Below are 7,086 nucleotides of genomic sequence, written 5' to 3' on the forward strand. Positions count from 1 at the left end.
AAATACCTTTTAAATAACAGCAACTGGTTTATGGTAATTGCTCAATATTAAAATAAGTGCTTTAAAGCCAACATTTAAGTTGGCCATATTTTTAACTCTTGCTCAACTGTGCTTGCAACCTCGTTTTTGTCTCTTTTAAGTAATCAGGGTAAGGATAAGAGTCATCTGCAACGGCTATTGCAGCCTCGATTTGAACTAATGCTTGGCGAATATTACCTTGCATTTCATAGCCATATGACAAAGCTGACAGTGCATACGCTGATTTAGGGTAGTTTTTGATATTGTACTTAAACACCTCAATAGCCCGCTCAAATTGCTGGTTATCCGTTAAGCTGTAACCCAGCATCCTAACAGCGCGGTCTGGTGGCGCTATTTGTTCACCCCATTGCTGAGATAAACGTTGATAATAAGCATCAATTGATGAAACATCATCGCCCAATGCACTCAGAGGCATATGTTTAGATAAAAATAAGCCATGGTACGCATTAAATGCCCCAGCAGCTGAGGTTAGGTTATGCGAAACGCCTGCAAAGGCATCGCTCTTAAAGCGCAGATTTTGCACCTTACTATTTTGCATTGTTTGCTGCATATCATCGTATCTTTCGCGCATAATGCCGGCTTCTTCGCCGATATTCATATATACATAGCTGTTAATAGTTTTGGCTTTAGTAACAAAGGTTTTTAGGCTCTTAGCCGGGGCGCCATAGTTCCACCATACCGCAGGGCTATAAGCAATATGCGCTTGAAATAGCTGAGGGTCAGCCTGCATTGCGTAAAGAGCAAATACACCCGCAGCTGAGGCGCCTGCGATAACTCTATAATCATGAGTACGATACTGTTTATTAACCAAAGGCATCAGTTCTTGCTCTACGAAAGCTAAAAACTTTGCTGCACCACCGCCTTCACCAACAGGCCCTTGTGGTTCTTTGTTCACTGTAGGATAAAAATCTCTAAGTCGATTAGTGCTTTCAATCGCAACTACAATCACCTCTGGCGCTTGATCATTTTGTTGTAAGCGTTCAAGCACAGCATTAATCAATGGTAAATTACCGGCCCCATCTAAACGGTAAATAACGGGATATCTTTTGTTTGGATCTGTTTGGTAGCTTTTTGGTAATTGCACAACGACTGTGCGCTGCTCACTAAGATTACTTGATTCGATAGTATGCGTATGTTGGCTGTAATTTGTAACCGCCTCATCAGCGGCTGGTTGAGCCATGACATGGCTAGTACAGAATAAAAAACCACTAATATAGAGTAACTTAAATAGTCGCACGACTTATCCTTAAGAAATATTGGTAATTTTTTAAGCTAACAGAATTGCAGGTACAAACAAAGATAACTTATGAACTTTTTCGTAAAAAAGTATATGTAAGTCATTATTTTAACTAAAGCGTATGACGCAATATTTGCCCAGCACTTTTACCTGTCATGCCATCTGGTGATTTAATGACTTGGCCATTAATAATGACGTATTCAATTCCTTCTGCGTACTGATGAGGTGCGCTAAACGTTGATTTATCAGCAACCGTCGCAGGGTCGAGTATGACAATGTCAGCAGCATAGCCTTGTGCTATCACTCCTCGGTCAGTTAGGCCCATTCTTGCTGCGGGTAAACTGGTCATTTTACGTATTGCATCAGGTAATGAAATCACCCCTTGTTCACGCACATAATGACCTAGTACTCTAGGAAAGGTGCCGTATCCTCTTGGATGCGGGTTGCCTTTACCAAGTTCTGAACCACCCGCATCGGTGGCGATTGCGGTAATTGGGTAAGCCATAATGTACTTAACATCATCTTCATTAATAGCGTGGAAGATCCCCTGAGCACCGCCATTTGCTTGAATTTCAATGGCAAGTTCAGCGGCTTCATCAATACTTTGCGCTCGCCCTTCACGCTTTAATACTTCAGCAAAGGTTAGCCCATCCCATGTAGAGTTTGCCGCATAATGCGCTATTTGCAGCCTTGCGGGGTCACCACCGCCTCTATCTTCACGGATATTTTTGATCAAACCTTGTTTTATTTTTTGCCTTAGTTCTGGATCTTGTAGACGCTTTTCAACTTCAGCTTGGCCACCAGCCAATGACCATGCCGGAAATAAAATAGCAAACCGCGTAGAAGAAGCCGTGTAAGGATACTGATCGAGAGTGACATCTAAACCCGCTTTGCGAGCATCACGGATCATTTGAATAGTTTGCTTACTCTCACCCCAATTTGGATGACCAATCAGCTTATGATGAGAGATATGCACAGGAATACCGGTCTCTTTTGCAACATCGAGCACTTCATTCATCGCCGTGACAATCTCTGCGCCTTCATCCCGCATATGAGAGGCAAAAAATCCATGCTGAGCATGAGCGGTTTCGGCAAGCACCTTTACTTCAGCAAAGTTTGAGTACACACCAGGAACATATTTAAGCCCAGTCGATAAACCAAACGCCCCCTGCTGCATCGCTTTATCTACCAGCACTTGCATTGCTTTTAGCTCATCAGCGCTGGCAAGCCGCTGCTCTTCACCCATTACAGCTTTACGAACATCATTATGGCCAATTAATAAGGCTAAGTTAGGCCCTAGAGGTGAACGCTCGGTTTGCGCAAAAAATTGCTTAAAGTCGACAGGAGAAAAACCACAGTTACCGCCCAAAATAGTGGTAATACCCTGCTGTACTAAGTTATCGAGCCGAGGCAGCTCTGCAATTGAGCGCTCAGCATGGGAATGTAAATCAATAAAGCCAGGGGCAACAATCTTGCCTTTGGCATCTATAACTTGTTGAGCTTTGTCAGCCGTCATGTCACCAATTTTAGTGATCTTGCCGCTTTCAATGCCAACATCTGCGTGAACCGCTTTGCCACCAAGACCATCGAGCAACATAGCGTTTTTGATGATGAGATCAAAAGATTGCCCATAAGAAATCCCCGAGCTGAGCACTAATACGAAGAATCCTATAGAGGTTAAAACACTGCGCTTTTTCATTGTTATGATCCTTAGCCTGAGTGTTTATCCATCCTAATCAATTGCAATACAAATTGCATCAGTGAACAGTAATTAAACAAATTACAGACACAAAAAAGCCGGCTAATTAGCCGGCCTCGATGCTTTAACTTATTCAACCGTTACCGATTTTGCTAGGTTTCGAGGTTGGTCTACGTCGGTGCCTTTAATAACCGCAACATAGTATGAAAGCAGCTGTAGTGGAATTGTATATACAACTGGGGCAATCACGTCATCGACATGATTTACGTTGATTACACGCATCGTTTCGTCAGAATTGAACGCTGAGTCTTTGTCTGCGAATACATAAATAATACCGCCACGGGCACGTACTTCTTCTACGTTTGATTTAAGCTTTTCTAGTAGTTCGTTGTTTGGTGCCACAACAATGATAGGCATGTCGGCATCAATCAACGCGAGAGGGCCATGCTTAAGCTCACCCGCTGCGTATGCTTCGGCGTGAATGTATGAAATTTCTTTCAGCTTGAGCGCACCTTCCATCGCGATTGGGTATTGTGAACCACGACCTAAGAATAGTGAGTGGTGCTTGTCAGCAAATTCTTCAGCTAAATCTTCAATCCCTTCAGCAAGTAGTAATGCTTCTTCTAACTTGTTAGGAAGTGTTTTAATTGCATTCACAATCGCACTTTGATCTAGGCCTTTTTCTTGCGCAATAGATGCCGTTAGCATTAATAAGCCAACAAGCTGTGTGGTGAAAGCTTTAGTTGATGCAACACCAATTTCAGCACCTGCTTTTGTCATAAAGGCTAAATCAGATTCACGTACTAACGATGAACCCGGTACGTTACAAATGGTCATTGACGCCATGTAACCTTGCTGTTTTGCAAGACGAAGTGCAGCAAGCGTATCGGCTGTTTCACCAGACTGTGAAATGGTCACAAGTAAGCTGTTTTCATGTACAAATGATTCACGGTAACGGAACTCAGAAGCAATCTCGACATTACAGCTTACGCCTGCAAACTGCTCAAGCCAGTAACGAGCAACCATGCCTGAGTGATATGATGTACCACAGGCAATAATTTGTACGTGTTTTACATCTTTAAAGATTTGCTGAGCACTATCGCCGAAGGCATCAATCGCTACAGTATCATTAACTAGGCGACCATCAAGCGTGTTACGTACAGCAAGTGGCTGCTCGTAAATTTCTTTCAGCATGTAGTGACGATATTCGCCTTTACCTGATGCATCTTGCGTAATGTTTGATTCAATCACTTCGCGCTCTACTGCATCGCCGTTTGCATCAAAAATTTCAACACTGTCGCGAGTAATACGAGCAACATCGCCTTCTTCAAGGTAAATAAAGCTACGTGTAACAGGTAATAGAGCAAGTTGGTCAGAGGCAATAAAGTTTTCGCCAAGACCCAAACCAATCACCAATGGGCTACCAGAGCGCGCTACGATGATTTCGTTGTCGTTCGCTTTATCAAAAACAACGGTACCAAATGCACCTTCAAACTGCTTAACTGCAGCTTGTACTGCTGCTAAAAGCGTATCGTGCTGTTGGCGAAGTTGGTGAATAAGGTGCACCATTACTTCAGTGTCTGTTTCTGATAAAAACTCATAACCGTCGCCTTTAAGCGCATCACGTAGACTGGCATGGTTTTCGATAATACCGTTATGAACTAGGGCAATTTCGCTGTTCGAAACATGTGGGTGAGCATTCGCTTCAGTTACGCCACCATGAGTTGCCCAGCGTGTATGTGCGATACCTGTAGTACCATTTACTGCTGCATCATTCAGTGCCGCTTCAAGATTAGCAACCTTACCCACTGACTTTACAGTGTTTAGCTCAGTACCTTTAAGTAAAGCCACACCAGCCGAATCATAACCACGGTATTCAAGACGCTTTAGGCCTTCAACAAGTATTTTGTTTACTGGGCGTTCTGCAACAGCCCCAACGATTCCACACATAATTTCTCCTTTTGCACATGCCAAAGCGTTTTACTTTGGGCGGTATGTGTTGTCATAAATTTAATGTAATAAGGTGTTGTCGGTCTTATTACGGGTTATTCAATTTCTGCACAGATCAGCTGTACTCCACATGCTGTTATCGCCTCACGCTTATCTGCGCTTAGATTGTTGTCTGTGATAACAGTGGTAACACGCTGCCAAGGCAGTTCTAAATTAGGTATTCTTCGGCCAATTTTTTCTGACTCTACCAGCACCACTACCTCTCGGGCAGCTTCAGCCATCACTTGGCTAAGCCCCACTAATTCATTGAAGGTTGTGGTACCTCTATCAATATCAATGCCATCGGCACCAATAAAGAGTTGGTCAAAGTCGTAAGAGCGTAGAACATTCTCCGCAACTTGGCCTTGAAACGATTCTGAATGCGGATCCCAGGTTCCCCCAGTCATCAATAATGTTGGCTCATTTTCTAATGAAAGTAGGCGGTTAGCGACATTAATAGCATTGGTCATCACCACTAAACCGCGTTTACTCGCAAGCTCTGGGATCATCGCCGCGGTAGTGCGACCGCTATCAATGATGATGCGGTTATGATCTTTAATCAGCTTTGCAGCGGCCTGTGCGATTGCCATTTTGCGAAGCGAGTCGCTTTTCTCATTGCTATTTGCAACGATTTCTTGCGGCAGTGCAATAGCACCACCGTACCGGCGCAGTAATAAGCCACTTTTTTCAAGTGCTGTCAGATCTTTACGAATGGTCACTTCAGAAGTTTGAAACTGCTCAGCTAACGCTTCAACAGCGACTTCACCAAGTTCATTCACTTGGCTTAAGATTGTATGGCGACGTTGTTGAGTGTTTCGTTTTGTCATTTATATGATCACATAAGTTTCGTTTCGAAAGTTTTTGGATTTTAAACGAAACAATATAAATGGCAAGTGAATGATCGTTAACCTACACAGGTTTAATTTTGATCTTCACCGCTAACAAGCTAAGCTATTAACAAATATAACCATGAACAGCCCCATGAAAGAGTTTAATAGCCTCGATAAGCCCTTATTTGAACAACGAAAAAATGCCCATGAAATTTGCCGTTTATTTGCCAAAAGCCCAAGTAAAGGCAATTTAAAACGACTAAGAAGCATGTTTGCTCACTGTGGCGAACAGGTTGTTATTGAAGCTGGTTTTCATTGTGATTATGGCAGTGGTATTAAAATAGGTGATCGCACCTTCATAAATATTAACTGTACTATGCTCGATGCGCCGCTATCTGATGCGCAAATTACGATAGGCGATGACTGCTTAATAGGCTCTAACGTGCAAATACTCGCGGTATCGCATGCTGTAAACCCAACCGAGCGTTTAGCAAAAGCTAACTTTGCAGCACCGATTAGCATTGGCAACAATGTATGGATTGGTGCAGGCGCCATTATACTTGCGGGTATTAAAGTTGCTGATAATTCCGTGATTGGCGCAGGGGCAATAGTTACTAAAGATGTCGCGGCAAATACTTTAGTAGCAGGTAACCCTGCGGTGAAGGTCAAAGACCTTTAACTCTCATACCGACGCGCTAAAGCATGCCCTACATAGGGTTTATAGCAATAAAAAGGCAAAGGCTAGCTTTCAATACCTAATTCAACCCTTAATTGCTCAATATCTTTATGTTGCTCAAAATACTGCACAACAGCTTGTATTTGTTGCTGCTTTTTTCCTTCAAAATTATCGGTTAGGTAACCTTTAATCTCACTAAAGTTCCACGATAATTTTACTTCCGCTGGGATTGCGGTTAAAGCAGTAAACACCTCTTCAATCGTTTTATCGTCAAGTAAAAAGCGAATAAACTGCATCACGGCTATGTTCTCTGAGTTATTTGAGTATTGTTCTGCCTCTGCAACACGATTAAGGACTTGTTCTGGCGTTTCATAAAGTAAAGCCAGTTCAGCTATGTTTGCGCTTGAGTCAGCTATAGTTTTTTGAACCTCTTCATTCGATGAACCTTTGAACTGCTCAATCAAGGTTGCGGAGCTACTGATTGCATCCTCAAGCTTGCCTTGCTGACCATAAGTAGCGCCTTGGTTACACATCGCTTTAGCCACTTGGATTTGAATCTCTTCATTCGATGAGTCTTTGAATTGATCAATCAAGGTTGCGTAGCTGTTGAGCTCCT

5 protein-coding genes and 1 pseudogene are annotated in these 7,086 nt (G+C 42.9%); 1 reads left to right on the forward strand and 5 read right to left on the reverse strand.

Annotated features, from left to right (window positions below):
* Positions 1-91: 91 nt before the first annotated feature.
* From HCZ11_RS09565 to HCZ11_RS09580, 4 genes are all read right to left on the reverse strand, one after another.
* A complete protein-coding gene (locus HCZ11_RS09565) occupies positions 92-1,276 on the reverse strand; it encodes an alpha/beta hydrolase-fold protein (RefSeq protein WP_167658306.1) in 1,185 nt (394 codons plus the stop codon).
* A gap of 112 nt (positions 1,277-1,388) precedes the next feature.
* Positions 1,389-2,975, reverse strand: a complete 1,587-nt coding sequence (locus HCZ11_RS09570; RefSeq protein ID WP_167658307.1) for an amidohydrolase family protein — start codon at positions 2,973-2,975, stop codon at positions 1,389-1,391.
* Positions 2,976-3,104: 129 nt separating this feature from the next.
* Positions 3,105-4,925, reverse strand: a complete 1,821-nt coding sequence (glmS, locus tag HCZ11_RS09575; protein WP_130050154.1) for a glutamine--fructose-6-phosphate transaminase (isomerizing) — start codon at positions 4,923-4,925, stop codon at positions 3,105-3,107.
* Between the two features lie 95 nt (positions 4,926-5,020).
* A complete protein-coding gene (locus HCZ11_RS09580; protein WP_054552250.1) occupies positions 5,021-5,791 on the reverse strand; it encodes a DeoR/GlpR family DNA-binding transcription regulator in 771 nt (256 codons plus the stop codon).
* Between the two features lie 154 nt (positions 5,792-5,945).
* Between HCZ11_RS09580 and HCZ11_RS09585 the strand changes: the two genes are divergently transcribed.
* Positions 5,946-6,473: a sugar O-acetyltransferase gene (locus HCZ11_RS09585; protein WP_167658308.1), complete on the forward strand. Its 528-nt coding sequence runs from the start codon at positions 5,946-5,948 to the stop codon at positions 6,471-6,473.
* A 62-nt stretch (positions 6,474-6,535) separates the two neighbouring features.
* Here the strand turns inward: HCZ11_RS09585 and HCZ11_RS09590 are convergent.
* Positions 6,536-7,086, reverse strand: a pseudogene (locus tag HCZ11_RS09590) (hypothetical protein); the annotation flags it as partial.

The sequence above is a fragment of the Pseudoalteromonas sp. HF66 genome (assembly GCF_011806445.1).
GTDB lineage: Bacteria > Pseudomonadota > Gammaproteobacteria > Enterobacterales > Alteromonadaceae > Pseudoalteromonas > Pseudoalteromonas apostichopi.

Coding starts and splice junctions, on each gene's coding strand:
- HCZ11_RS09580 (WP_054552250.1), bottom strand. CDS start 5,791: ATGACAAAACGAAACACTCAACAACGTCGCCATACAATCTTAAGCCAA.
- HCZ11_RS09585 (WP_167658308.1), top strand. CDS start 5,946: ATGAAAGAGTTTAATAGCCTCGATAAGCCCTTATTTGAACAACGAAAA.
- glmS (WP_130050154.1), bottom strand. CDS start 4,925: ATGTGTGGAATCGTTGGGGCTGTTGCAGAACGCCCAGTAAACAAAATA.
- HCZ11_RS09570 (WP_167658307.1), bottom strand. CDS start 2,975: ATGAAAAAGCGCAGTGTTTTAACCTCTATAGGATTCTTCGTATTAGTG.